General features: G+C 47.2%; 22 protein-coding genes. 12 read left to right on the top strand and 10 right to left on the bottom strand.

The genetic code is table 11. The features are described 5' to 3' along the window. Positions 1 to 8: 8 nt before the first annotated feature. On the bottom strand, positions 9 to 929 hold the full coding sequence (locus Y696_RS08265) for a hypothetical protein (RefSeq protein WP_121510235.1): 921 nt from the start codon (positions 927 to 929) through the stop codon (positions 9 to 11). Between the two features lie 27 nt (positions 930 to 956). Then, a complete protein-coding gene (locus Y696_RS08260) occupies positions 957 to 2585 on the bottom strand; it encodes an ABC transporter substrate-binding protein (protein ID WP_121510234.1) in 1629 nt (542 codons plus the stop codon). 199 nt (positions 2586 to 2784) lie between these two features. Here Y696_RS08260 and Y696_RS08255 point away from each other — a divergent pair, with 199 nt between their 5' ends. From Y696_RS08255 to Y696_RS08225, 7 genes are all read left to right on the top strand, one after another. Beyond that, entirely contained in the window at positions 2785 to 2934 is a 150-nt protein-coding gene (locus tag Y696_RS08255) for a hydrolase-like protein (RefSeq protein ID WP_121510233.1), read from the top strand. Positions 2935 to 4183: 1249 nt separating this feature from the next. Further along, the gene (locus Y696_RS08250) at positions 4184 to 4924 is read left to right on the top strand and encodes a GntR family transcriptional regulator (RefSeq protein WP_121510232.1); all 741 of its coding nucleotides are present in this window, start codon (positions 4184 to 4186) and stop codon (positions 4922 to 4924) included. Between the two features lie 30 nt (positions 4925 to 4954). Beyond that, complete coding sequence (locus Y696_RS08245) at positions 4955 to 6199, top strand: ABC transporter substrate-binding protein (RefSeq protein ID WP_121510231.1); 1245 nt, start codon at positions 4955 to 4957, stop codon at positions 6197 to 6199. Between the two features lie 48 nt (positions 6200 to 6247). Then, positions 6248 to 7114 (top strand): carbohydrate ABC transporter permease, encoded by an 867-nt coding sequence (locus Y696_RS08240; RefSeq protein WP_121510230.1) that lies wholly within the window; start codon positions 6248 to 6250, stop codon positions 7112 to 7114. 9 nt (positions 7115 to 7123) lie between these two features. Further along, entirely contained in the window at positions 7124 to 7966 is an 843-nt protein-coding gene (locus Y696_RS08235; RefSeq protein ID WP_121510229.1) for a carbohydrate ABC transporter permease, read from the top strand. Between the two features lie 4 nt (positions 7967 to 7970). After that, positions 7971 to 8783, top strand: coding sequence for a nucleoside phosphorylase (locus Y696_RS08230; protein ID WP_121510228.1), 813 nt, complete (start codon positions 7971 to 7973; stop codon positions 8781 to 8783). A gap of 6 nt (positions 8784 to 8789) precedes the next feature. Then, positions 8790 to 9551 (top strand): SDR family NAD(P)-dependent oxidoreductase, encoded by a 762-nt coding sequence (locus tag Y696_RS08225; RefSeq protein WP_121510227.1) that lies wholly within the window; start codon positions 8790 to 8792, stop codon positions 9549 to 9551. Between the two features lie 71 nt (positions 9552 to 9622). Here Y696_RS08225 and eis read toward each other — a convergent pair whose 3' ends face one another. After that, a complete protein-coding gene (gene eis, locus Y696_RS08220; protein WP_259459896.1) occupies positions 9623 to 10807 on the bottom strand; it encodes an enhanced intracellular survival protein Eis in 1185 nt (394 codons plus the stop codon). Positions 10808 to 10891: 84 nt separating this feature from the next. Between eis and Y696_RS08215 the strand changes: the two genes are divergently transcribed. Then, on the top strand, positions 10892 to 11041 hold the full coding sequence (locus Y696_RS08215; protein ID WP_121510225.1) for a hydrolase-like protein: 150 nt from the start codon (positions 10892 to 10894) through the stop codon (positions 11039 to 11041). Between the two features lie 1320 nt (positions 11042 to 12361). Here the strand turns inward: Y696_RS08215 and Y696_RS08200 are convergent. Then, positions 12362 to 13207 (bottom strand): formate/nitrite transporter family protein, encoded by an 846-nt coding sequence (locus Y696_RS08200; RefSeq protein ID WP_121510224.1) that lies wholly within the window; start codon positions 13205 to 13207, stop codon positions 12362 to 12364. A gap of 1103 nt (positions 13208 to 14310) precedes the next feature. Between Y696_RS08200 and Y696_RS08190 the strand changes: the two genes are divergently transcribed. After that, on the top strand, positions 14311 to 15876 hold the full coding sequence (locus Y696_RS08190) for a tetratricopeptide repeat-containing diguanylate cyclase (protein ID WP_099772493.1): 1566 nt from the start codon (positions 14311 to 14313) through the stop codon (positions 15874 to 15876). A gap of 91 nt (positions 15877 to 15967) precedes the next feature. On the opposite strand, the gene Y696_RS08185 is transcribed toward Y696_RS08190, so the two are convergent. From Y696_RS08185 to Y696_RS08175, 3 genes are read right to left on the bottom strand one after another with little or no spacing between them, the layout of a single operon-like run. Next, positions 15968 to 16699, bottom strand: coding sequence for an ABC transporter permease (locus Y696_RS08185; protein ID WP_014731249.1), 732 nt, complete (start codon positions 16697 to 16699; stop codon positions 15968 to 15970). Next, the gene (locus Y696_RS08180; RefSeq protein WP_099772492.1) at positions 16696 to 17661 is read right to left on the bottom strand and encodes an ABC transporter ATP-binding protein; all 966 of its coding nucleotides are present in this window, start codon (positions 17659 to 17661) and stop codon (positions 16696 to 16698) included. The genes Y696_RS08185 and Y696_RS08180 overlap by 4 nt, the downstream gene beginning before the upstream one ends. A 59-nt stretch (positions 17662 to 17720) precedes the next feature. Further along, positions 17721 to 18071: a helix-turn-helix transcriptional regulator gene (locus tag Y696_RS08175; protein WP_257212040.1), complete on the bottom strand. Its 351-nt coding sequence runs from the start codon at positions 18069 to 18071 to the stop codon at positions 17721 to 17723. 376 nt (positions 18072 to 18447) lie between these two features. On the opposite strand from Y696_RS08175, the gene Y696_RS08170 reads away from it, so the two are divergent. Both Y696_RS08170 and Y696_RS08165 read left to right on the top strand, forming a co-directional pair. Further along, a complete protein-coding gene (locus tag Y696_RS08170) occupies positions 18448 to 18690 on the top strand; it encodes a hypothetical protein (protein ID WP_014731246.1) in 243 nt (80 codons plus the stop codon). Further along, the gene (locus Y696_RS08165; RefSeq protein WP_121510223.1) at positions 18677 to 19114 is read left to right on the top strand and encodes a MarR family winged helix-turn-helix transcriptional regulator; all 438 of its coding nucleotides are present in this window, start codon (positions 18677 to 18679) and stop codon (positions 19112 to 19114) included. Before Y696_RS08170 ends, Y696_RS08165 begins: the two co-directional genes overlap by 14 nt. Positions 19115 to 19132: 18 nt before the next feature. On the opposite strand, the gene Y696_RS08160 is transcribed toward Y696_RS08165, so the two are convergent. The 3 genes from Y696_RS08160 to Y696_RS08150 form a co-directional block, all read right to left on the bottom strand. Next, positions 19133 to 20371, bottom strand: a complete 1239-nt coding sequence (locus Y696_RS08160; protein WP_121510222.1) for an anaerobic sulfatase maturase — start codon at positions 20369 to 20371, stop codon at positions 19133 to 19135. Between the two features lie 40 nt (positions 20372 to 20411). Beyond that, positions 20412 to 22022, bottom strand: a complete 1611-nt coding sequence (locus Y696_RS08155; RefSeq protein WP_121510221.1) for an arylsulfatase — start codon at positions 22020 to 22022, stop codon at positions 20412 to 20414. Between the two features lie 574 nt (positions 22023 to 22596). Next, positions 22597 to 22929 (bottom strand): hypothetical protein, encoded by a 333-nt coding sequence (locus tag Y696_RS08150; RefSeq protein WP_259459904.1) that lies wholly within the window; start codon positions 22927 to 22929, stop codon positions 22597 to 22599. Between the two features lie 199 nt (positions 22930 to 23128). Here Y696_RS08150 and Y696_RS08145 point away from each other — a divergent pair, with 199 nt between their 5' ends. After that, on the top strand, positions 23129 to 23638 hold the full coding sequence (locus tag Y696_RS08145; RefSeq protein WP_121510219.1) for a PH domain-containing protein: 510 nt from the start codon (positions 23129 to 23131) through the stop codon (positions 23636 to 23638). Positions 23639 to 24174 lie beyond the last annotated feature (536 nt).

Here is a 24174-nt window from a genome sequence, read left to right as displayed (position 1 = left end):
AATTCTATTTAGAGCAATATTCTTCCAAATGATTTGAGAATCAAAAGAACTCTCAAGGTTATTATAGCAACCCACTCATCCCAGGCCCTGCTCATCTCGCCATCGTAGAAGCTCTTGGACCAGGTGGGCTTGATCTTCCCGTGTGTATGAAGCTCGTTAATATAGTATTCGATATTCTTTTCAATCAGCTCTCTATCGACGCAGAAGAACTCTTCGGGAGAAGTAACGAAATCCAGCGGCTTGGCTACATACTCCGTCCGCCATTCCTCCTCATCCTTGCTGATCAAAGTGCAGACTGCTTCATAGAGCTTTGGCCTTAAACTTGCGGCCGTCTTTTCGTCAAGTAATCTGTAGAGCCTTACAAAGCATAATATCTCGTGAAAAGAGGTAAACGTGTTCATACTTTCCAGATACCTGGTTGCCTGAGAAATAAGCTCATCTACATCTAGATTGGTGAACTCCCTGTACCTGGTTAAATATCCTATGATCTCGGCCGTTGGGTTCCCCCAGTTTGCATCGATTGCGCAAATTTCCTTCTCTTCATCGCATCCCCACCAGGGAGCATGGGGGTAGTCATTGACTGTTCGTGGAACGGCGAACCATCCCTTTCTTTCCGAAACATATGTGTTGTCCAGATAAGCAATCGCTTTCGAGATTACTCCCTTTGCAAGTGGCAAATCATCGAAGTGAACAAGGTGTTGAAGCGCTACGGACGTTGCCATTGGAGAAGACGCTGGCAATCTGAAGTCCGGCTCTATAGCGTTTCCAAACCCGCCATCGACATTCTGATATCCGGCTATCTCCTCAACAACAATGTTTGCCGGGCCATCCATGAAATAATAGGCGAATAGTCTCTTTTCCAGTTCTCTACCGTTCTCAAGGATCGTATATTGTGCTCTCCTAAAAGGCTCCTTTTCAAGATAGAGCATTTTTAATACCCCCTTTATGTTGTCCTTTCATTTCTGTAAATACCATTCAGCAAGATTCTCGTAAAGCTCCCCTCTGCCCGGGACCGGCCCGCTGAGCTGGCTATTCCAGAAAGCGTAAGAGAGATTGTAGGCAAGAACTAGAACCGGTACATCGTTCGTCCATATCCTGTATGACCCAAGATAATAGGGAGCACGTTTTCGCCAGTCAGTTTCAATGGCGGCCCTTCTCATAATCCTGAAAATTTGTGGATTTACATAACCCACTTCCCAGCCTGTCTTCAAATCATGCTCATACTCATTGGTCCATGGGGCTATCTCGGGATAATCAAAGGCCTCGACTCGAAGATAGACCAGCTCGTAATCACCTTCGTCTATGTCACGAAGAAGGCTTCCCCAATCGAGCCTTTCAACTTCGAGTTTCACACCTATCTTGTCCCAGCTCTTCTGGAGCTCCTCCAGCAATATATTCTCAACTCCATGATAGACCTTGATCGACAAAGTTATGCTACCCGGATAACCTGCATTTGAAAGAAAGGTCTTTGCCTTATCCGGATCGTACGGAAGATCCACTATCTGAGCTTGCAAAGTCTTAAAAATGGACGTCCTGGGATCCACAGGGATGAAAGTCCCAATGGAGTTGGGGAGGGCTTCAAGAAGAGATTCGTAGTCAAGAGACATCTTGAGTGCCTGTCTCACTCCCCTTTCTGCCAGGAGCGCGTTTCTATGATTTATGAGGATAACGTGATAACTACCATCCGGGAAACTTCCCGATTTGAACTTTCCGGAAGCCGCTTCACTAAGAAGAGACTCGTTATGGTCCGGTTCACTGAAGAGAAGATGCAGCTCGCCCGCATCGAACATCTCAATTCTGTCAAGAGGCTCTGCCACTTCCACGAGCCTTATTTCATCTAGAAGGCTCTTTCCAGGCCAACTCTCGAATACTAGCGGAAAGAGATCGTCTCCAGATCCTCCGTGCCAGTTCGGGTTTCTCTTTAGAATAATGTTGCCTTTTACGCTTGCCGGATCGAGCATGAACGACCCTGATGTAGCTTCCACGGGTGGTTTATCCATCTCCATGTTCTCTTCCAGGCTCTCCGGTTCGATTCCAAGTCTGTCGGAGTAAATATGTTTGGCGAGTATGCCCGTTCTCAAAGAGTTCAAGAATTCGGGATACGAATCATTGAAATTGAAAACCACGGTCTTGCCGTCGACGACGGAAAACCAGCCAAACCGCGGATCATTGAGAGCCTCATAGACCGGAGAGCTTTCGGTGCTCTTCCAGGCTTTTATCGAGTACTCTAAATCCGCACTGGTTATAGGCGTTCCGTCATACCAGAAAATATCGTCTCTGAGCTTTATGATAAGTGACTTGTTCGAATTCAACAGCTCGTACTTTTCCACCAGGCAAGGACTCAATTCGTCGCCGCTTGCCCATCTGAAAAGCGGATCCTGGATCGCAAAAGTAACCCAGAAATCACCCTCCGAAAGCTCAAAGCCTGGAATGAATCTGAACGTAGTATCGACCGGCAGTGTAATCGAACCTCCGGCTAACTCCGAGTAAGAGAATTCTTCTTCCGTACCTCTTCTTTTAAGAACCTCGGCGAAACTACTGGTCAACAAGATTAGCAATATACCGACTAGAAATAATCTCCGCACAGGGTACCTCCAAAGCTTCAAGTCTCTCCACTATTATATTAGATAAACCTAATTCGATTTCATTCGCAAAGACAAAGAGCAGGAGAAAATGGTTCTTCGTTGAATGGTTCACCGTTCACTGAATAGAGCATGTTCTTGGTTCCAGAGCAAGAATCTGTTCTTCGTTCTTGGTCAAACATTTGCAAGTGGTCGGAGGTTGGTGGCATCAAGATCAGAAGTGATGCTGCCTCCGGCAGGAAGTGAGGCTCGCTGGCGCGAGGAAGTGATGCCTGGAAGGTCATCCGGGGAAGCGATGTTGGCGTTTACGCACCAGGAGGCAAAAACCAAAGAAAAAGAGCGGGCAAACTAATGTAATCTGATTAGAACAAACCTATTCTGTAATCCTGAAGTGCTCCTGTTCAGGATCTGGGCTTTGGAGAAGTTAGAGGTTAGAGGCCAGTGGTTGGAAGGGAAGACGAAAAACCAGTTGCAAGTTGTGAGTTGTAGTGTGCCAGGTAAAAAAGCCCAGCAAAACGGGTTTCGGGTCTCGGAAGATCAAGACAAACCGGTTCTCGCTTGATGGTTCTCCGTTTATCGAGAAGAGCCGCTTCCCGCTTGCTAAGAAACGCTGAACGCTGGAAAGAGCGAGATTCTGAATCAAGTTCAGAATGACGCGAAGGGCGGGGTATTGATTACAGGGTATGGGTCTCGTGAACAGAACTAGCTTACAATTCAAGGTTTTGCTGCAACTGAGGAAGCTTTCCCGACACCGATTTGTGGAAGTCCCTTACTCTGTCATCCCGAACTTGTTTCGGGATCTGCACTTTTGAAGACGTGGTTGGGGGTTGGGGGTCGGAGGTTGGAAAAGCAAATGCAACTGGTTGACCGTTGAGAGCTTCTCCGTTCTCCGAATAAAAAACCTGTCCTTCGTTCTTGGTCAAAGTGAAAAAACGAGAGATTCTGAATCAAGTTCAGAATGACGGATTCTTTCGCTCAGCGACCAGCGGGTTCTCACTCTTAAGCGTCCAGCGGTTCCAGGACCGGGATGCTGAAACAAGTTCATGACGCCGAGTACGGGGTTTCGATTACAGGGTCGGGGTCTCGTTAACAGAAACGGCAATCAATCCACGGGCTCACTGCAACTAAAAAGATTATCCTGCAACAGATTCAAGAAGCCCCTCACAATGTCATCCCGAACTTGTTTCGGGATCTGGGTCTTAACCGCTTGGCGGGGACGGTGGACCGTTGACGGACAACGTGTTTTCAGCAGCGTTCATCCGCTCTTTCCCCGCGAAGCGGGCATTGCGACCTGGGCACTTCTTGCCCAGCCTTGCGTCCACTGATACTCCTCAGTGCATTGCGTCCAATGTTCTATAAGGGCATCACTTCCCGAAGCAGTCGGCCTCGCGTCCCGGCATGTTCTTAGCCGGCATTGCGACCTGGGATGTCCCTGCCCAGCCTTGCGATCCAGCACGATCTTTGCCGGAATTCCGATTCCAAGTACAGTGGACCGATGATGGCAAATCGCAAACTAAAAGGGTTCTACGGTCTTTGTTTCTGAAGATGAATAGTGTATATTAAGTTGTAGGACATCCTACAACATTCAAGAGGCGGTGCGAATGAGGGAGATAGGTATCGACCACAATTCCCATGTCTCACTTTCTGGGAAGATTCATAGCGAATTGAGAAAACTGATCTTGAATGGTGAACTCAAAGCAGGAGAGAGATTGCCCTCGGAACCGGACCTTGCTCATGAGCTTGGGGTTAGCAGGAATTCCCTGAGAGAAGCTATCGGCCTCCTTCAAAGAGAGGGTTTGCTACTTAAGAAGCATGGAATTGGGACTTTCGTTACAGATAGATATCCGATCATTAGGGGAGGAATCGAGAGGCTCTCAAGCATAGGGAGCTTTATCGAATCCCAGGGTCATTCTGCCAGAAGCGAGATAAGCCGATTCGATCAGTGTGTTTGCGAAGAAAAAATCTGTGAGTTCCTCGACCTGGAAGTCGGCTGTCTGGTTCATGTTCTTGAGACTACCAAATACGCTTCGGAAATGCCCGTTGCCGTTTGCATTGATTACATTCCGAAGTCCATAGTGAAAGATATAGATCCCGACAGAATTCACAATTCTGTCTTTGAGGGACTGGGTAAACACTATAATATCGATATCAGATATGCCGAGTGCGATTTAATTCCTTCAAGTTGTGACGAAGTCCTATCTGAAAGGCTCAAGGTCGACGTGGGTACTTCACTTCTCTTACTGGAGCAGATTCATTACGACGTTTTGGATAGAAAGGTTCTGTATTCGAAGAGTTACTTTCCGTCGGGAAAATTCACTTTCAAGCTCATCAGAAGACGTTGAGATAGATAGCTAAACAGGAGGTGTAGGGAAATGAGAAAGCTTTTACTGGTGACGGTTCTATTACTGGGTGTTATGCTTTCAGCCACAACCATTGAGGTCCTATGGATGGGGTGGCCCCAGGATCAGGTTATGCAGCTCGTCAATGCGTTCAAAGAAGAGACAGGAATCGACGTGGATATTCAACTGGTCCCCTTCGGCCAGCTTTTCCAGACGATCGAAGTCAGACTTGCGGCTGGCGATGGTACACCGGATGTGTATATTGTGGATGGTCCAAACACGGCCTCTTATGCGGCACGAGGCTATCTCCTTCCCCTGGATGAACACTTCAGCGATGAGGAGATGTCTGCGTGGTTCGATGCCTCTATAGAAGAGGGCAGCTATCAGGGCACTTTCTATTCGGTTCCTTACGGAACTTCATCGGCCGGCATATTCTACAATAAAGCTATCTTCGAGGAATACGGTGTTCCATTTCTGCCGGAGACAATAGAAGAGAGACTTACGTGGGAAGAGGTGGCCGAAATTGCGAAGAAACTCACCAAAGATACCAATGGTGACGGACTTACAGATATCTGGGGTCTTGTGATTGAACAGATAGACAGACCGTATCTGATCTTCCCCATGGTTCAGTCACTAGGCGCGAAAGTCCTTTCTGACGACGGGCTTGAATCTCAGGGATATATCACTTCAGATGAGTTTGTTGAAGGAATCACCTTCTACTGGAAACTCTTCAACGAATGGAAGGTCAGTCCCCAAGGGCTCAACGACTCGGCTATTTCACGAGAGTATTTCGGAACTGGCAGAGCCGCAATGATGCTTGGAAACGAGTGGAACTTGAGAAGGATGCTCCAGTATCCCGACGTGGATTATGGACTTTCCCCCTTCCCCTATTTCGAGGGCGGAATTGCAGTCACCCCGACAGGCAGCTGGCATGTTGGAATTAACTCCAAGACAAAGAAGCTTGAGGAGGCTCTGGCCTTCACAAAGTATATTACAGGTAAGGAAGCGGTAATAACCTGGCACAAGCTGAACGGTATTGCACCGGCAAGGCCAGATGTTTACGAGGCCCTTCCCGAGGTTTTCGATAACCCAATGTGGCAGCTCTTCGTTAAAGAAATGGAGACCACCGCAGTCCCGAGACCGAGAACACCCGGATACTCTCAGTACGAGCTAATGCTGCGGGAGGCATTCAACTCTATTCACTACGGTGCCGATCCAAGAAGCACTCTTGAAGAGGTCGCCGTACGAATAGACAGAGAACTTAGAAAGTACAGATAGTTTTCCAGGGATCGTGCCTGAATCTAGATTATTCCGGATGGTGTGCAGATGTTTCGAAATAACAAAGTAGCGTGGCTTTTTGTTCTGCCCGCGCTGGTATTTCTTCTTGTATTCAAGATCTGGCCAATAGGCGTCTCGGTTATTGAGAGCCTTACTATGACGAGTTACACCGGGACAAAGTCATTCGTAGGTTTTGAAAACTATGAATACCTCTTCAAGCATGATCCCGTTTTCTGGAAATCCTTTTCTGTTACTCTCTTGTACTCGATAATCGTTAATCCCTTGATTGTCCTGACCTCATTGTTGATGGCGTTGCTTCTGAATTCCAGCCACTTCTTCACCAAGTTCTTCAGGACTGTCTTCTTCTTGCCGACGGCGATCTCGTTCGCCGTTGTCTCGGTAATCTGGATGATAGTCCTCGATCCGTATAACGGGCTGGCAAACAGCTTTCTGACCATGTTCGGCTTCAAACCTCAGCCCTTCTTCGCCTCTCCCGATCAGGCGCTTTGGGCGCTGATACTTCTTAACGTCTGGAGAAGCTCGGGTTACTGGATGATGTACTTTCTGGCCGGATTGCAGAACATTCCCGAGACACTGTACGAAGCTGCCGAGATCGACGGGGCCTCAACTTTGAGGAAGACTTTCAAGATAACGTTGCCTCTGCTTACTAGGACCATTTCATTTGTTCTCGTTGCAAATACGGCCTTCAATTTTCTTAGTTTCGCGCCGGTCTACATAATTACCAAGGGTGGCCCCATGGGCTCGACAAATCTCCTGATGTACGAGTCTTACAAGAGCGCCTTCGTAAATCTCGACATGGGAAGGGCCTCTGCGATCACTACTATCTTGTTGGGAATCATCCTTGTTTTCAGTTTCTTCGAGCTGAGATTTACAAGAGCTCGATTCGAGTATTGAGGTGGAATCATGAAGAAGCGAAGCCTTTGGAAAACACTTATTCTCTTTGCCGTTCTCGGCATTATAAGTCTTTTCTTTCTGATCCCACTTATCTGGGTCGTTGCATCCGCTTTGAGGCCTGCCAGTCCGCTCTACGAGTACGCCAATCCTCTGACCTGGAAGAGTTTCATTCCGACTCAACCGACGCTGGAGAATTTCGTACATATATTTGTCAACCTCAACTTTGGCAGGGCTCTCATGAACAGCCTTTTCGTTTCGGTGTCGACCATAGTTCTTACGGTCCTGGTCGCCTCCATGGCAGGCTTCGCGCTTGCGAAGTTCGAATTCAGAGGCAAGGCTGCGCTCTTCACAATAGTGCTAATTACTTTTATGGTTCCCTTCGAGTCTATTGTCATACCGCTTTATATACTCATAAAACAGCTACATATAGACAACACATACTGGGCTCTCATTCTTCCGGGCGTAGCCAACGGCCTTGCGATATTCCTTTTCAGGCAGTTCTTCTCTGAAGTGCCTTCAGAGATCATGGAAGCGGCAAGAATAGACGGCGCGTCCTGGTTCAGAATCTACTGGAGGATAGTCCTTCCGCTGAGCGTTCCGGCCATAGTCACGGTAATCGTAATGGTCTTCATGTTCCAGTGGAACTCGCTGTTCTGGCCTCTTGTAGCAACCCATTCAAGCAGATTCGAAGTTGTACAGGTAGCCATCGCTGCACATAGATCAACGGAAAATACAAGTTGGGCAAATCTCTTCAGCTCGGCCATCGCCGGCAGTCTGCCGCCGGTAATTCTCTTCCTATTCCTCCAGAAGTACTTCGTAAGGGGGATAAGCGGAACGGGATTGAAAGGATGATTTCATGAATAATTCGAAGAAGGCGAAAAACCACTTGCAGATTTCCAACGACTCCCTTCCCGAGATAGCTCTTCTGCCTGGTGATCCGGCAAGAGTTTACGAGATCGGAGAGTGTCTGAGTAATGTGGAGGAAATAGGAAACAACAGAGACTACGTAACCGTTACCGGAACCTATAAAGGCCTGCCACTTACTGTATGTTCAAGCGGAATCGGAGGACCGTCGACTGAGATCGCGGTGGTCGAGCTAAACAGGCTAGGCGTTAAGACAATTATCCGTGTTGGAACCTCCGGAGGACTTGCCGACGATGTGAAACCGGGAGACTTGATCGTGCTTTCGAGTTGCATAAGATACTCGGGGACAGCAAACCTCTTCATTCCGGAGAACTTCCCGGCCGTAGCCGATTACCGGCTACTTACGGCGTTGATCTCAGCCTGTGAAGAGGCCGGTGTGGTCTATCACGTGGGAATCGGTCTTTCACTCGATTCCTTCTATGCAACAAAGCCTGATCTCTTGAGAGAATACTTCCCATCATCTATCTACGGAAAGCTCGAAGAATGGATCGCGGCAGGTGCCTTGCAGCTCGACATGGAAGCGGCTACTCTCTATGTGCTTTCTTCTCTTCTGAAGATCAACGCCGCCGCCATATGCACCGCAGGATCCAACATCTCACGAGGTGAAAGACCGGAGACTCCTCCTTCGAACAAAAACGCTATAAGAGCAACCTGCGAAGCAGCTTATAAATTCAATAACTGGAAAAAGATCTCAGTGAAGCGGGGGAGGAATTTCACCCTTCCTCCGATTGCAGAGCGGGGGTAATGAACAATGAGTGAGAGACTGACCGGAAAGACGGCCCTTATCTTCGGAGCTGGCAGAGTTGGAAGCTCCGCTGCCAATGCCTTTGTAAACGAGGGTGCAAAGGTTATTCTGCTGGATAGAGACGAGGAAAGGCTCGAAGCTTTGAAGAAGAAACTTGAAGAATCGAGAAAGGGATTCTGTTCGACGATATGCGCAAACATTGACAGTCAAAGAGATGTGGATGAGATCTCAGATCTACTGGCAGAAAAGACATGGAAGGTCGACATCCTTCTTAACTGCCCGGCCTACATCTACAGGGCACCATTTGTCGATCATCCAATAGAAGAGATTGACAGGCAGTGGCATGTCAATGTGAGAATAGTCTTCATGTTGTCGCAGGTTGTTGCTAAGATGATGTCGAAAAACGGCGGCGGAAAGATCATCAACCTGGCCTCGGTTGGCGGCCTCTTTCCGGAAAAGGAGCACGCAGGCCACTGCGCAGCAAAAGCGGCGATTATTGCGATTTCAAAGGTAATGGCGCTCGAACTAGCCTCGGCCAATATTCAGGTAAACGTCATTGCCCCCGGTCCAACAGAGACCGTTCCATTTACTTCTCCCTTCTATTCTCAACATCCCGAAGTACTGAAAAGAATAGAGGAAAAGACTCCGGCCGGGAGGATTGGTCATCCCGAAGACCATACAGGCCTCATGGTATTCCTGGCTTCGGATGAATCGAACTGGATAACGGGCCAGGTGATAATGTCCGACGGTGGACTTGGTCTGGTTTGATGCTACAAAGCATAGAAGAATAAGTATGCCCCGGATCGAGCCGGGGCATATTCATTGGTGTCAGGATAATACTAGAAGTGTTGAAGCTCGAAGGGCAAGCTCTTTGGAAGATCCTGACCTTTGTAGCCGTCCGATACCTTAACCCTGCCGAACTCGATCATCTCTTTGAAATTAGTGCTGCCGCCAACAACCGAAGACAAGGTCGAGATATCACACTCAAGATCAAAAGAGTCACTCGGCGAGAAGCTAAGTTCTCCATTCTCAACGCATAGTTCGAAAACTCCGTCGTTCCAGGATGCCTGACTGTCGTCGATTTTGATTCCGACCCGCATGTCCGGAGCGTCAATTCTCAGACCATTTAGTAGCTGGAGGTCTACGATTCTGATCATAGTCCTGGGTACTATCTTCATCTCGGACGGCCTTTCCTTTAGATACGGCCAGAGAAGGAAATCAGGCGGAAGGAAGGCGTGGATCTGATCGATTTGAAGAGAAAGACCTTTCAAGAAACGGAACATTGCATGCCTTGTTTCGACATCGTCCGCAAGGAAGATCGTGACTAAAAACTTAAGTCCGCTGTCCTTGTCAAACTTATCGTAGAGAAAGACGTAGCGGAGCATCCCCGTAGTCCTTCCTTCTCGCTTGAACTTCACGAATTTCTTGGAAACATCGTTATCGGTTCGAAACTCGAAATCGCTTTTCCACATCTCTTCGTCTCTCAAGATCATGCTGTAGTGACTGCTTGCGTACTCGTTGTAGAACTCCCTGATTTCGCCGTCGGCATCTTCCATCTCCTCAATCATCACTTCGACCTTCTGATCGGGAAGATCTATAGAACCTGGGGAGAACTTCGCCCTGAGCATCGTGTCAAACTCCTCCCATCCGAGCTTTCTGTAGAAGCTCCTGCTAAAGGGATAGAGCAGAGATACGGCCTGCCCCTTCTCTCTCATGGTCTCGAGTGATCTCTCCAGAAGGAATTTGACTGCGCCCTTACCCCTGTAAAGGGGACTTGTACACACGTTGCCGATTCCACCCATCGGAATGACGGAATCTCTGAGTCGCATCTTCAAAGAAAGTAGAAGATACTCGGCGGCAAGAGTAGAACCGTCATAGGCCCCAAAGGGGTCCCTTAGATCGTTATTGAAGATCTCACCAGCATGTTTCGAAGCGACCCTCATCCAATTTTCTGTAATACCGAAAGAGAATTTCATAAGATCAAGATAATCCTTCTGATTGCTTATTCTCCTGCATTCAAACATCATTTCACCATCCCTGAATGTGGTGTAAAAATGATAGCATATCGCCGTCGTCGTACGAAGACCGTGGCTGGGGGTAGCAGGTTAGTGGCATCAAGATTAGAAGTGATGCTGCCTCCGGCAGGAAGTGAGGCTCGCTGGCGCGAGGAAATGATGCCCGGAAGATCATCCGGGGAAGTGATGCTGGCGCTTACGTGCCAGGAGGCAAAAACCAAAGAAAAAGAGCAAGCAAATTAAAGTGATCTGATCAGAACGAACTTATTTTGTCACTGAAGTGCTCTTGTTCAGGATCTGAGCTCTTGAAAAACCGTGGTCGGGGGTTGCGGGTTGGGGGTTGGAAAGAGCAAAGGATCAGTTGCAAGATGCAAGTTCCAAGTTGTAAGTAAAAAGACCTAACAAAACGGGTCTCGGGTTTCGAGTCTGGGGTTTCGTGAACAAAACCGGCTCACCAATTCAGGGTTTCACTGTAACTGAGGAAGTTATCTCGATATCGGCTTTCGAAAGTCCCTTACTCTGTCATCCCGAACTTGTTTCGGGATCTGCTCTTCGGGAAACCGTGGTTGGGGGTATCGGGTTGGTGGTAGGAAAGAGCAAGAGAAACTGGTTCGCCGTTGAATGGTTCTCCGTTCTCCGAAAAAAACCTGTTCTTCATTCCTGATCAAAGTGAAAAAACGAGAGATTCTGAATCAAGTTCAGAATGACGGGATGCGACGTCTTCGAAAAAGCCGATAACTGTCATCCCGAACTTGTTTCGGGATCTGCACTTTTGAAGACCGTTGTCGGGGTGTCGGAGGTCGGGGGGTGGAAAGAGCAAAGGATCAGTTGCAAGATGCAAGTTCCAAGTTGTAAGTAAAAAGACCTAACAAAACGGGTCTCGGGTTTCAAGTCTGGGGTTTCGTGAACAAAACCGGCTCACCAATTCAGGGTTTCACTGTAACTGAGGAAGTTATCTCGATATCGGCTTTCGGAAGTCCCTTACTCTGTCATCCCGAACTTGTTTCGGGATCTGCTCTTCGGGAAACCGTGGTTGGGGGTATCGGGTTGGTGGTAGGAAAGAGCAAGAGAAACTGGTTCGCCGTTGAATGGTTCTCCGTTCTCCGAAAAAAACCTGTTCTTCATTCCTGATCAAAGTGAAAAAACGAGAGATTCTGAATCAAGTTCAGAATGACGGGATGTGACGTTTTCGTAATCGCCTAACATTGTCATCCCGAACTTGTTTCGGGATCTTGGTTTAGGAGAAACCGTGGCTGGGGGTAGCAGGTTGGTGGTTGGAAAGAGCTAAGTGAAACCGGTTCGCCGTTTAATGGTTCTCCGTTCTCCGAAAAAAACCTGTTCTTCATTCCTGATCAAAGTGAAAAAACGAGAGATTCTGAATCAAGTTCAGAATGACGGGATGTGACGTTTTCGTAATCGCCTAACATTGTCATCCCGAACTTGTTTCGGGATCTGGGCGTCGACCTCACTATTAAATTAAGTACGCTGCCCTTTCTTATCGCTTTTCCAACAAATTAAATTTATACTTACGCTTTCTTTGAAGCTTACAGTCCGGGATCACCATTATTGTGCCGACTTTCCTTTCTTCAAGTAGACAAACCAGTAGATTGTACCGACAAAGAAAGCGCCTCCTACGATGTTTCCAAGAGTCACCGGTATTAGATTCTTCGTGAAGAGAGTTCCCCAGTTTAGATTGGCGATCTGCTCAGCACTGACTCCAAGAGAAATCGCGGCCTGGGCAAATTCTTCATTTGCCGTTGCGAGAATTCCTGCGGGAATATAATACATGTTTGCCACGGAATGTTCAAAGCCTGAGGTAATGAAAAGCCATATCGGGAAGAAGATGGCGAGAATCTTGCCGGCTATGTCTTTGGATGCGGATGCCATCCATATGGCTATGCAGACGAGCCAGTTGCACAAAATCCCCATAAAGAATGCGCTTTCGAAACTAAGACCCGTCTTATAAGCCGCAATCTTGATTGTATATCCACCCAGCAGACCTTCGGAAAAGCCGAGCTGGCCTGAATGGAAAACGAAGTAAGCTATAAGTAAGGAACCCGCAAAGTTTCCTAAGTAAACGAAGAGCCAGTTCCTGAACATAGAAACCCATTTCGACTTCTTTTGCAAACAGGAAATGACAATAAGACTGTTACCCGTGAAAAGCTCTGCTCCGGAAATGACTACCATCATAAGGCCCGTCGCAAATAATGCGCCTGCCAGGGTCTTGGAAAGCCCCACTGAATCGATAGTGTGTATCGCCACGTTGGACCCCTGCGCCGCAAATGCAATGAATGCACCGCCCAGAATACCCAGCACGAATTCCTTCACGATAGTCATATTGTTTTTTGCAGAACCTATCTCGACAAAACTCTCAGCATTTTCCGAAGGACTTACAACAGACCTTTCCATTTCAAAAACCCCCTGTTATCTATACATCTGGAAACCATTCATACGGAACTTCCCGAAAAGCCGACAATGATGAGGGACACTTAGATGTTATCACACACTAAGAGTAGCAGCGATAAGAACTAGAGTGGGGATCATATTCAAGAAGGCAATATCGACGCTTCTTTTCAGAGGAAAGAATCAGTTGCAAGAACGTGGTTGGGGGTCGGAGGTTGGTGGCATCAAGATCAGAAGTGATGCTGCCTCCGGCAGGAAGTGGGCTCTCTGGCGCGAGGAAGTGATGCCCGGAAGGGCATCCAGGGAAGTGACGTTGGCACTTACGCACCAGGAGGCAAAAACCAAAAAAAGAGCAAGCAAATTGAAGTAATCTGATCAGACGAACTCATTTTGTCAGTGAAGCGCTCCTGTTCAGGATCTGGGCTTTGGAGAAACCGTGGCTGGGCGTTCGAAAGTTCAAGAGAAACTAGTCGACCGTTGAGCGGTTCTCCGTTCATTGAGAAGAGCCGCTTCCCGCTTGCTAAGAAACGCTGAACGCTAGAAAGAGCGAGATTCTGAATCAAGTTCATGACGCCGCGAACGAGGTTTCGATTACAGGGTATGGGGTCTCGTGAACAGAATCGGCCATCAGTTTAGGGTTTTTCTGTAATTGAGAAAGCTACCCCGACATCGATTTGTGGAAGGCCCTTACTCTGTCATCCCAAACTTGTTTCGAGATTAATTCCAAGAACGAAGAGCCTGGACGCGTAGCGTCGGAACGAGGAACCGCGATTCTCGACGGGGACGGTGGACCGTTGACGGACAACGTAGTCTTCATCAGCGTACAGCGTGTACTCTCAAGCGTGAAGCGGCTTTTCTCGGCGAACCAGTTTCTCTTGCTCTTCCTACTTCTGACCACCGACGTCAAACCTCGGTAAACGATGGCATGAAATTGCTTAATTGGTGTGGCATAGCTTTCAATCATATGAAATAACCTTGTGTAATCATGTAATAAATTATGCAATCGAACAATTTTCAAGTCACTCTCTGTTTGTTTGCAAGCGCTTCTAATTTCTGTATTGTTGAAGAAGAGCAAAGAATTTTGCACGGCAGATGTGTGGGAGGCAATGATGACCGAGAAGAGATCGATCAAAGAGATTATGAAAGCCTATTCAGAAGTCCCCGATAAGGATTTCCGGCAAAAGCTCAAAATTTTGAATGAGCTTTCACAGACAATGTTCAAAGAGGGCAACCCTCTTCTGGCGTCGGAGACTGTTAAAGCGGAGCTTTCAAGAATTGAAGCCCCGGCATGTATCGAGCTGGCAAACATTACGCACAACATGATTAAGTACTCATGCGTTGTGGGCAATTACGATTCATCGATCGAATATGCCTTGAAGGCAGTTGTTCTTTTCAAGGAATTCGGAACGGCCGACGATGTCAACGACGTGATCGGAAACATTGGTGGTGTGTATGTCTACATGGGGCGGTTTGAAGAATCCCTCGAGTACACCGATAAGGCTCTAGAATACGTTCGAATAAAGGGTGATGATCTCGCGGTAGCTAACTTTCTGAACAACAAGGCCGTCGCATTGAAAAGTCTGGAAAGATTTGAAGAAGCCGTGGATTGCTTGATCAAGGCAATAGAAATAAAGCTCTCTCTAGGAAAGAAAGCAGATCTCTGCAACAGCTACTTCAATCTCTCCGAAGTGCTGATCAGCGGGGAAAGGTATGACGAAGTTCCCGCGATCTTCAAGAAAACCGAACCTCTAGTCAAAGAAATCGAAGATCCTGCAGGGTCTGCTGAATTCGATTTTCTTAAGGCTCAGTACTACATGGGAACTGGCAACTATGCAAAGGCTCTGGAAAAAATCGAAAGTTATATAGAGTATCAGAAAGAGTCTGGAAGCATGTCGAAAGTGCCTGGCGCACTAAGAAATAAGATTAAGATTCATGAAGAGCTTGGAGAAGAGGGGCTGGCTCTCGAAACGTACAGGGAACTTGACCTCTTGTCCCAAAGAACTTACAAGGAAACCTGCAGTGCCAGGGCCGCTGAGCTGGCGGCTTCATTCAGATTTCAGCAGAAGATGCACGAAATACAGTTACTGAGCAATCAGAACTTAGAACTTCAGGAAGCAAAGACAACTATCGAAAAGCAATATGAAGAACTTCTCGAAATCGACAGCAAACTCAAGAAGGCAAATGAGCTACTCGAGAAACAGGCCGAGATAGATCCATTGACCGGCCTCCTCAACCAGAAGAAGATGTACCCCATAATAGAAAGAGAGATAAATAGAGCCACAAGATACGGGACTCCTCTATCCATGATCATGATAGATCTTGACAACTTCAAAAACGTCAACGATACTTATGGTCACCTGCAGGGGGACATCCTTCTCAAGAATGTGGCGGGCATAATCAGGTCCTCTCTAAGAAAGGTTGACTTCGTTTTCAGGTATGGTGGCGAGGAATTTCTTGTTCTTTTGCCCTCAAGCGATTTGCAAATGGCAAGTTCTACCGCAGATCGTCTCCGGGATGAGCTGGCCAAGACCACATATCCTAAGGTGACGATGAGCGCTGGTGTCTCCAGCTGGTCAGGCGAAGATGCGACTCATTTCATTCAAAAGACCGACCACCTGTTATACGCAGCGAAAGGCAAAGGAAAGAACAGAGTCGAATTTCAGAAAGGCTCTTGACAGAGTAATCGGCGCAGCTTCAACCGAAAAGAAGACATTGTACTTGGTCCCAAAGGATTACTGAAAAATCAGACTCATTTAACCCTGGACTCTAGTAGATCCATCTTCTCTCAATATTCCGCGTACTTATTAAAAAGAGCAGTGCGGCAAAGCCCAGCAATATAAAAACGCTCGCCAGAGGATCTATGATTCCATTTCTGTTTATTGCGTGTTTAAGAGAATCGGCACCATAGGTCAGTGGAAGGACGAAGGAAAATGGTCTCAAAAACGCCGGCAGATTCTCTATAGGGATGAAGAGACCACAAAGAAACATCATAGGAAAACGGAAGAAGTTAGAAAACGTCTGCGCTTCGAATACTTCGCTAGCCGAAACTGCTATGAAAAGACCAAGAAAGGTCGAAGTCACGGCAATTAGCAGCACACTAACTGAAACCAGGAACCAGTTTATTCCAGATAGGTCGACAATCAAGAGGGCAAAGAGAACCGGAACAAAAGCGTTGATAATTCCGAAAAGTATTGCCCCAGTGGTTTTTGCAAGCATTAGAAGCTTGAGGCTTATGGGAGCTAGAAGCAAGCGTTCAAATGACCTACTTTTTCGTTCGAAAGTTATCGTAACTGCAAGCATCGATGTAGTCCCAAAGAGAACGGAGAGAGCCATAACCCCCGGCAAAATGTCTCTTATTTCTACGTCGCTTCCCGATCGCACAAAGAACATGAGGGTCCATGAGATAGGAAACACAATTCCCCAGCTTATGTTTGGTGGCTTCAAATAGTAGTTCTTCATATCCTTCATAAGGATTGTCCAGTAGGCTACTCCACTCATTTTTTCTTCCCCTCTTTCTCTGTCTTCATCTTCTCAACCTCTATTCCGGTCACTTTAACAAAGACCTCCTCAAGGGACGGTCTGACTATCTTCGCCTCGTACACATCGATCCCACGGGAACCGAAGAAGCTCATAAACGGCATCAGTTTTATTGGCTCCAAAGAGGTTATTCTAAGTGTGTTACCAGGTCGGAGGTTTATAGTCACGTTGCTGAACTCTTCAATCAATTGCTTCTTGAGATCAACGGGATCACTTCCAAGAGTGAATTCAACAATATTTTCTCTCTGAGCTTCTTTCATCAGGTCGGCCACGGTACCTATCTTTACAATTCTTCCCCCGACGATGAAACCAATCCTATCGCACAACCTTTCGGCCTCTTCTATGTAATGCGTGGTCAGAAAGATCGTGGTTCCCCGGTCGTTCAGTTCTCTTACCAAAGACCTTATCTGCCTTGCGCTTTCGACGTCGATGCCTGTAGTGGGTTCATCGAGGAAGAGAATCTCTGGATCGTGAATTAAGCCCGCGGCGATCGTGAGCTTTCTTTTCATCCCCTTCGAAAAAGCCTTGAACGGTCTCTTTCCTGTATCATCAAGGCCAAACTGCTTCAGCAGAGACCTCGCCTTTTCTTCTCTTTCAGACTTTCTGACCCCATAGAGAGCCGAACAGAAGACAAGGTTCTCATAACCGCTAAGATCATCGTAAAGGTTGCTCTCATCAGGAACAATCCCGATCAATCTCTGAACCTTCTTGATCTCTTTGATACCGTCTTTGCCTGCAATATCGATCCTTCCCGATGTCGGTCTTGCCAAACCTGTGAGCATGTTTATCGTCGTAGTCTTTCCGGCTCCATTAGGTCCAAGGAAACCGAATACCTCTCCCCTTTCAACCGAGAAGTCGATACTATTCACGGCAGTGAAGCCGTTGTAGTTCTTCGAAAGGCCCGAGACTTCAATAATTCCCAAAGCGATTACCCCCCAAACTTGTATATTTCACCAAATCCCTATAGACTTATCCTAGAAACCTAACCGCTTTCCCCACTGGAGTCCAAACTACCGCTAATCGATTCCTGCAGAATTGCAATGCTGTCAGAGAGAAGAGTATCTGAAGATTCTTCACAGAGCTCAGCAAGTTGATTCGACAACTCCTTCAACTTTCCTCTGTCCACAGAATAATGGGTGAAATATCCTTTCTTATGACCCTTGACAAGATGCGCGCTCCGAAGCACCTTAAGATGCTGAGAGACGGCTGGCTCGGAAATACCGAGTCTTCTTGAAAGAGCTCTAACGCAGAACTCCCTCCGAAGAAGCAGCTTAATAATTTCGTACCTTGTATTATCTGCAAGTGCCTTCAATACATTGATTTCGAGATTCACAAAAATGTTTTCTCCAATCCAATTAAGTGAATACTTAACCAAATTCTAGTCCATTTTTTCTACTCTTTCAACTAAGGGTCGCCCACGTTTTCTCATGTCTGCTTATTTCCTCAAGTGCTTTCTTCTAGCGGTCATGTCTATCTACCGACTGGTGTCTCACAAAAAACTCTTTGTTTCTCATTCAATACTGATTATCGTAATCATGATTATTATTAATATCGGTGTTGAATGAAGAAGGTGAATCCGATATAAATGACTGCTCATGCAGAGAAACGAAGTGCGAGTTCCACGGTATATGCGACAGATGCCGGGAAAAACACGAAAGACTCGGGTCGCTTCCTGCCTGTGAAAGGAAGAGAAGGAGGAATCGGAGGAAATGAGAAAACTGATCAACCGCATCCTGTTGGCTGTGGCGCTTTCTCCGCTCGTACCAGCGATTGTCACGCTTTTCCCGTGGGAAGCTTCAAAGCCAAACTGCGTCGGCTACTATTCTGTCTGCTCTTTTGCACCGTATAGCTCCATTATTCTTGCAGGGATTGCATTTGCTACTCTAGGACTTGTTATAGCAACCAAGAGGCTGCTGAAGAGGTTTCTGAGGTTGTCCGATGATCTTCGATGACAAGATTGGAAGCCTATTCGAGAAAATTGCTTCGTTGCACATAAACCTCAGCAGACATGCACGGCTTGCCCTGGAACCTCATGGTATTACCTACCCACAGTTCGGCGCACTGCTCGTTCTTTCAAGCCGCGGAGAGATGACCCAGAAGCAGCTCTCCTCACATCTCGAAACGGACACAACGAACACCATGGTGATATGTGTCGGACTGGAGAAGAAGCAGCTCATAACGAGAGAACAGTCCTCTGAAGACAAGCGGGCAAACATCGTCTCAATAACAGCAAAGGGAAGAGAGATATTTCAAAAGTCCATGGCAGTGCTTAGAGAGAGCTATGGTCCGACTGCTAATTCAATTTCGGAGAAGGAAAGAGACACGGTGAACTCAGTCCTGGACAAGTTACTTGAATCACTGAACACACTTCGGTAAGATGAGTTCCGGACTCTCTCACTTTCTCGACCGATACTCTTCGGCAAGCTTTTTCATGTATGGATCTATATGGGAGAAGTATTTTTTCAGTCCGGAGCAAAGGTAGTTCAGTCCCGGTTCTCCGTCTGGCGTTTTGACAAATCTGTTCTTCGGGCATTCTCCGTGACAGGCGAAAAGGTATTCGCACTTGTTGCAGTATTCCGGCAGTGTGGCAGCTTTCGAAACCCCGAAGACAGTCTGTGATGTCAAAGTCACCATTTCGAGCAACCTCCGGTCCTTAATGTTTCCGAGCCTGTGCTCGGGATAGACAAAGTGATCGCAGGAGTACAGACTTCCATCGGCCTCCAGCGCAAGTGCCTTTCCGCAAGTTTCAGAGAAGATGCACAACGATGCCTCCATCCCGAGCCACTGGGCAAGGGCACACTCAAAGAGGAAGACAAAGACTTTGCCAATATCCTCCCTGTACCAGATATCGAAAACTCCGTTGAGAAAACTCCCGTAGTCTTCTGGAACGACCGACCAGTCCGCAACGAGCGAACCGTGCTTACCTGGCAGGGCTTCACTAGATCCTGTAATCGGCATACTGTCTTCGGGAATGAATGTAGTGGGCGAACTTCTGAATACCTTCGGTTCTGCGATAGGGATGAACTGCATTCTGGTTGAGCCGGCTGTATCCCTCAAAAAGCGATACACCTCTCCAGGATACTTCGCGTTTATTCTGTTAACCACGGTCAGGGTATTGAAGGGAATTTCGTACTTGTGCAAAAGCCTTATGGCATTGAAGACCTTCTGGAAGGTCGGGCCGCCACTCCTGGTCTTTCTGTAGACGTTATGCAGTCTCTCCGGGCTGTCGATGCTTATTCCAACGAGAAAGTTGTTTTCTTTGAGAAACGAGCACCACTTTTCATCCAGCAGCGTTCCGTTTGTCTGGAGATCGTTGGCAATCTTCTTGCCCGGAGGACAGTAAAGCCTCTCGTAATCGACAACCTTTTTGAAGAAATCGATTCCAAGTAGTGTGGGCTCCCCTCCCTGCCAGGTGAAGACTATCTCCGGAACTGTCTGTGAGTTGATGTATTCATAGATGAACCTCTCCAGAACCTCATCGCTTATAACGTTTCTGCTGTTTATAAGCTCCTGTTTATGCAAATAAAAGCAGTAGGCGCAGTCGAGATTGCATAGGGCTCCCGTGGGTTTGACCATAACGTGAAACGCATTTATACTTTCCCTCGTTCTCCTATCGACTGCGCCCTCTGCCATTTACTGCTCTCCCTCTATGCGAGCTATTTCCTTATTCGTTCTAGTGACCCGTAATGATTTCAACTACAGGTGGATATTCAAGGAATGTGTCAATATGTTTCTTCATGGCTTCCAAGAAGAGATCTGTGAAAACCAGTTTTCTTATGGAGACGTTGTGTTCTTCCTTCGGATCCAGATAGAGATTGTACAGGTGATAATACGGGAAGGCCATTATGTAACCGGTAAAGCCTCCGGGATTAACGATTCCCTCTCCCGAATCCGATTCGGCAAACTGTACGTATTTGTACTCGGCTACCCTTACGGCAGAGAAGTAGCTCATAAGCCAGTAGTAGATGTACTTCCTGTTTGAGAGTCCCTCCTCGGCTAGGAGGAATGAAGTCTGGTCTACTCCGTCGATAAACCTGTCTGTAGGGATAGAATCGGTTGCGCCCGCAAGTGTAAGGCATGTATTGAAGATATCGGCAATGTCGAAGAGGCCGTCGGAGGCCCGTCCAGGTTCTATCATTCCCTTCCAGTAGAAGATTGCGGGTACTCTGACGCCACCTTCCCAGGTTGAACCTTTCGCACCTCTAAACGGCGAATAAGCGCTGTCCGGCCATGATTCCATCTCTGGGCCGTTGTCGGACGCGATGAAAATCAGTGTGTTCTCGAGTTGTCCAGTTCTCTCGAGCGCTGCGACCAGCTCACCCAGTATGTCGTCAAGTTCGACTATTGTGTCTTTGTAAACCTGCTTGGCCGGAGACGACCCCTCATACTCGTCTCTGGGATAGTTGTCAAAGTGAGCTCCCCTCGTGCAGTGGTAAAGGAAGAAGGGCTGGTCGCTATCGGCCATCTTTTCAATAAATTCAATCGAGTAGTCTTTCCAGTACTCGTCTAGATGTGAAGATACCTCGATATCTATCTCTTTAACCTGTTCGATGGTGCCGCCCTTTTCTGCGTGAACCCAGTACTTCTCGAAAGCCCACTCACGTATCATCTCGGTTCTCTCCTCGCTGTTGGCAATTTCGGGGTAGAAGTATGGATCCCGCCACTCTGTGTACAGGTCCGACACACTGAGGAAACCTGAGAAGTCATCAAATCCAACGTTTTGAGGCTGAGAACCGGGATTCTCTCCCATGTGCCATTTTCCAACAGCTTGAGTAACGTAGCCGGCATCGCTCAACAACTGGGCAAGTGTAACTGCATTTGTCAGTCCTCCGGGCTCGTTGTACAGCGTTGGCCTTAGTATTCCATGCCTGACTGGGAGCTGTCCCGTAAGAAGAGTCGCCCTGGTTGGTGAAGAAGAAGGTTGCGAATAAGCAGAAGTAAGCATGAGTCCGTCTCTTGCAAGTGCATCCATGTTTGGAGTCGGCGCTCCTACAGCGACACCTCCACCATAAACACCAAGGTCCCCCCAACCGACATCATCCATTAGATACACAAGTATGTTGGGCCGCTTCCCAGTTCTGCTCTCAAACTCGGCCAACTTCGCCATTGCTTCTTCTCTCTGCTCCGGATGAGGTAATACCTCCTCCAGATTCGGGGCCGGCTTCACGGTTTCGAGCGGCATAGTGTCTTCATAGTTGGCCGCAAGCGCAGATGTGAGAGCGAGAGCGCTTCCAGTGGCTCCAATAATCACTTTTCTAAGTAGCCTGGAACTTTGAACTTCCATACAACCATCTCCTCTTGGATTCACTTTCTAATAACCTTTCTGGAAGTGAAAAACCACGAAACAATTCTTGAAACCAGCATTCCGAGATCGCTCTCGGATAACCCTATTGGCATAGAAGAAAACGATCGAAGATAGTTAATATAGTCACACAATAAATGCCTTCAAGATACTATCACAAAGACCTTCGAAATCAGAGCAAATGCCAGATGTCTACTCGAAGAAACCTTCGCCCTTCGAATAATGAACAATCGCAAGCAATGTCATTCCTATTGAATTATCCTGGCAGGTTCCAGATATCTGCAATAACTCGCTTATGAAGAGATCTTCGAAAATTAACACGTTTTAAAATCTAAAATTTGCAAAGCAATAATGGAAAGAAAAAGTGATAAGCTCGTTTGAGTTACATTGATTAAACTTGCTTGCCATGACTAGAACCGGTGAAATATTAATACTTGGATTCGGAATCTACCATACAAAAGAAAACTCCCAGACCAAAGTCTGAGAGTTATATTTTCAAGAATACTATTGGTTTTCGCTGTGGTGGGGCAGCCGTATCTAAGCCAGAAGGACAACGCTATTTATACAGGAAGCCATCGCCAATTAGATCGCCGTATTCATCGTATATCTCTATCCACAGTGCACCACCGTAATTCTGCAACTCGGCCTCAATCGTTCTCTCAACCCAGTGGGAGTCGTACCAACCGTATTCTCCGACAAAACTCCGGTTGGCTCTTCTACTTACTATGTCCACGTTGTACGGGTCATTGTCGAAAGATATCCATCCGGTATTGTTCGAGTTCACTATGAGAACAACATTGTGGTTCCCATAATAATCATTCAGAACACCACTCCACGTTCCGTCTAGCATGTCGTCAAATGAAAAACATCCGCCAAGCAGCAATACCATAATCACGGCTAGAGACACCAGGTATTGCTTCTTCATGGAGGTCGAACGGCGTTACGATAGAAGTTTTGCAGTTTGAACCCTTCAGATAAAGAGCTCTCTGTCCGAACCGCCACAAAGTCATAATGTCTACAATCATATGAAGATCAGGAGAACTCGAATATGTAATAATTGAATCGAATTTCCTGTGAGGAGGCAAGATATGGAGACAATCGTATTCAAGTTTTCATTACCCACATCTGCGATCATGCTGAATATTGGAATCGTTATTTTCGTTGGGGCGATATTCATTTTCTCTCTATTCAAAACAAAGGGCTGGCAGAAGACTATTTCACTAATAATCACAGGCAGTCTGTTCGTCTTCTTCATATTTCTCTTCCTGATATTTCCATTCACAAACGCCGTGAAATTTGACGGCGAAAACGTTGTTCTGAATGCACTTCCCTTCGGAAGGAAAACGATAGCGATAGATTCGGCTGAAATCGTTGGAATTATCGACTGGACTGAAGAGAGGGACTTCGAGCCGACGGTAAGAACCAACGGAGCATCTACAGGTCTATACAAAGTGGGCTGGTTCCGACTCAGAAATGGCTCCAAGGCCTTCATCATGACTGCAAGATCGAAAGTCTTCGTCATGAAATCCGAGGATATTTACTACTTGATCTCTCCGGATGAGCTTCAGGAATTTGCGGGCGTGATTTCTTCGAATTAGGAACGTTTTCTTGTAAGAAACGTGGTAGGGAGTAGTGGGTTGGTGGCATCAAGATCAGAAGTGATGCTGCCTCCGGCAGGAAGTGAGGCTCGCTGGCGCGAGGAAGTGGTGCCCGGAAGGACATCCGGGGAAGTGATGCTGGCGCTTACGTGCCAGGAGGCAAAAACCAAAAAAAAGAGCAAGCAAATTAAAGTAACTGATCAGACAGACTTATTTCGTCACTGAAGTGCTCCTGTTCAGGATCTGGGCTTCGAAAGAAACCGAAGTTAGAGGTCAGTGGTTGGAAGGGAAGACGAAAAACCAGTTGCAAGTTGTGAGTTGTAAGTTGCAGGTAAAAAAGCCCAGCAAAACGGGTCTCGGGTCTCGGAAGATCAAAACAAACCGGTTCTCCGTTTGATGGTTCTTTGTTCGCCGGGGGGAGTTGTGAAGCAATAGCATCGAGATTCCTACCAGGAGCTTTGTCGGAATGACGGAATTGGGCGTTTTCGGAGTAACCATACGCTGTCATCCCGGACTTGATCCGGGATCTGTTCCAA

The organism is Mesotoga sp. H07pep.5.4 (assembly GCF_003664935.1).
Lineage (GTDB): Bacteria > Thermotogota > Thermotogae > Petrotogales > Kosmotogaceae > Mesotoga > Mesotoga prima.
Note: the sequence above shows the minus strand (reverse complement) of the source record. Positions and strands in the feature narration are given on the sequence as shown.